The 3133-nt window shown below is 79.3% G+C and carries 1 protein-coding gene; it reads left to right on the top strand.

The window, feature by feature from the left end:
* Nucleotides 1-200 precede the first annotated feature (200 nt).
* A partial coding sequence (locus tag EF903_RS35645) for a UvrD-helicase domain-containing protein (protein ID WP_260616161.1) occupies nucleotides 201-3133 on the top strand: 2933 nt, incomplete at its 3' end.

Below are 3133 nucleotides of genomic sequence, written 5' to 3'. Positions count from 1 at the left end.
CCCCGGCGGGCCGCCGGCGCGCGGTCCGCGGCCCCCTCCGGGGCCGGACCTCGGGGAACTGCACGGGCCGCGCCGCTTGCCGTAGCGTTGCCTCTTCGGCGGTCGCGCCCGGCCCTCCGGCGGGCGCCCGCGCGGCGACCGCGGACGCCGCACCCCCCGTACGCCCCGCAGCAGCACGAACACCAGGACCGGCACCTCACGTGATCACCTCTTCCACCGACCGCCCCGAGCGGCTGCGTACGCGGACCCCCGACGCGTACCGTCTCGTGCGCAGCGGGCCGGGGCGAGCGGAGCCCCCTGTGCTGGACGCAGCGCAGCAGGCGGTGGTTGACCACACCCGCGGACCGCTGCTCGTCCTCGCCGGACCGGGCACCGGCAAGACCACCACCCTCGTGGAGGCCGCAGCCGCCCGCGTCGAGGCCGGCACCGACCCCGCCCGGATCCTGATCCTCACCTTCAGCCGCAAGGCCGCCGTCGAGCTGCGCGACCGGGCCGCCCTCCGGCTCGGCGGCGCCCGCGCCCCGCAGGCCACCACCTTCCACTCCTTCTGCTACGGGCTGGTCCGCGCCCACCAGGACACCGACCTGTTCGCCGACCCGCTGCGCCTGCTGTCCGGGCCCGAGCAGGACGTCATGGTCCGCACCCTGCTGGAGGGGCAGCGGGAGATCCGCTCCATCCGCTGGCCCGACGACCTGCGGGCCGCCCTCACCACCCGCGGCTTCGCCGACGAGGTCCGCGCCGTCCTCGCCCGCGCCCGCGAACTCGGCCTCGGCCCGGCCGCCCTCGACGCGTTCGCCTCCCGGACCGGCCGGCCCGACTGGAAGGCGGCCGCCGCCTTCCTCGCCGAGTACCTCGACGTCCTGGACATGCAGGGCACCCTCGACTACGCAGAGCTGCTGCACCGCGCCGTGCTGCTCGCCGAGCGGACGCCCGGCCTGGCCGCCGCGTACGACGTGATCTACGTGGACGAGTTCCAGGACACCGACGCCTCCCAGCTGAGGCTGCTGCGGGCGCTGGCCGGCCCCGGCGGCACGCTGGTCGCCTTCGGCGACCCCGACCAGTCGATCTACGCCTTCCGCGGCGCCGACATCAACAACATCCTCGACTTCGAGGGCGCCTTCCCCGGGGCGGCCGTACGGGCCCTGACGGTCGGCCGCCGCTCCGCCTCCGCCGTCCTCGCCGCCACCCGGCTGCTGACCACCCGCATGCCCGTGCCGCGGCTGCCCGCGGACGCGGTCCGCGCGCACCGGGGGCTCACGCCGACGCGGGAGGGCGGCCGCGTCGAGGTGTACACGTACCCCACGGCCGGCGCCGAGCTCGACAACATCGCGGACATCCTGCGCCGCGCCCACCTGGAGGACGGCGTGCCCTGGCAGGACATGGCCGTCCTGGTCCGCGCCGGCGGCCGCACCCTGCCGGCGATGCGGCGGGCCCTGATCTCGGCGGGCGTCCCCGCCGAGACGGACGGCACGGACATCCCCCTCCGCCACGAACCTGCGGTCGCCCCCCTCCTGACGGCCCTCCGCACGGTGGCCCTGGCGACTCCGCCGCCGACGCCGACCGAGGCCGCGGGCGGCACCGCCGACGCTTCGGCGCAGGGCTCGGCGGGCGCCGCCGGCGGCGGGGCCGACGCCGACGGGTCCGCCGCGGCCGGGCAGGCCCGTGCGGGCGGTTCCGCCCTCCCGGGCAGCGGGCTCGGCTCGCAGGACCCCGACGGCGGGGACGACGCCGCGTCCGCCCCTGCCGTCGCAGACGGCTCCGCCATCGCGGCTGCCGCCGGGGAGCAGGGCGCAGAACGCGACGCGTCCGAGCCGGGCGCCGGGCCCGGCTCGGACGTCCGGACCGGCCCTGCCGGAGTGCAGGCCGCCACTGCCGGTGGGGCGCGGCGGAGCACGGCGCATGCCGCTGACGACGCCGACGGGCCGGCCGACACGGCCGTTCGGCCCGGGGCGGGCGGCTCCGCCGCCGCCGCCGACGACCGGCTCGCCCCGGCCGTCCCGGACGCCCCGAACGGGGCGCAGTCCGACGCCGGCGGCGCGCGGGCGCACGGTGCCGCGGACGCCGTCGACGGCGCTGTCCGCGGCGACGGGTCCGCCGCGGCCGGGGAGGCCGGCGCAGGCGCTTCGGTCACCGGCGGCGGGTTCGGCCCGGCCGGTCCCGTCGGCGGCGGGAACGCCGCGTCCGCGGCTGCCGTCGCAGACGGCTCCGCCGCCGCGGCCGGTGCGACGGGCGAGGCGCCCGCTCCGGACGACGGGGCCGGACCGGCCGCCCATGCCGGCGCGGGCGCGCAGGCCGCCGCCCCGGCGGACAGCCCCGGCCTCTCGGACGCCGCGGAGGGCGCCGGCGGCCAGGACGCGGACGGGCCCGCGCCCGTCGGGGACACCGGTGAGGGGTGGATCGGGGTCGAGGCGGCGCTGTCGCTGCTCGCCTCGCCGCTCGGGGGGATGGACGCCGCCGACCTGCGGCGGCTCGGACGGGCCCTGCGCGACGAGGAGCGCGCGGCCGGCACCGCCGTGCCCGCGCCCTCCGACGTGCTGCTCGCCCGCGCCCTCGCCGAGCCGGAGCGCCTCACCGCGCACGACCCGGCGTACGCGCGCGGCGCCCAGCGCCTCGGCCTGCTCCTGCGCAAGACGCGCGAACTCCTCCAAGGCGGCGGCACCGCCGAAGAGGCCCTGTGGACCCTCTGGGACGGCACGCCCTGGCCGCAGCGCCTGGAGCGCAGCGCCCGCCGCGGCGGCCCGGCCGGCCGCAACGCCGACCGCGACCTCGACGCGGTCTGCGCCCTCTTCGACACCGCCGCCCGCGCCGAGGAGCGCACCGGCGGCCGCGGCGCCCTCAACTTCCTCGAACAGCTCGAAGCCGAGGACATCGCCGCCGACACCCTCACCCGCCGCGCCACCCGCCGCGAGGCGGTCCGGCTGATGACCGCGCACCGCTCCAAGGGCCTCGAATGGCGCCTCGTCGTCGTCGCCGGCGTCCAGGAGGGCCTCTGGCCCGACCTCCGCCGCCGCGGCTCCCTCAACTTCCTCGAACAGCTCGAAGCCGAGGACATCGCCGCCGACACCCTCACCCGCCGCGCCACCCGCCGCGAGGCGGTCCGGCTGATGACCGCGCACCGCTCCAAGGGCCTCGA

This window comes from Streptomyces sp. WAC05292 (genome assembly GCF_003949955.1).
Classification (GTDB): domain Bacteria; phylum Actinomycetota; class Actinomycetes; order Streptomycetales; family Streptomycetaceae; genus Streptomyces; species Streptomyces globosus.
The sequence above is the reverse complement of the archived record's forward strand: the minus strand, read 5'-3'. Positions and strand labels throughout refer to the sequence as shown.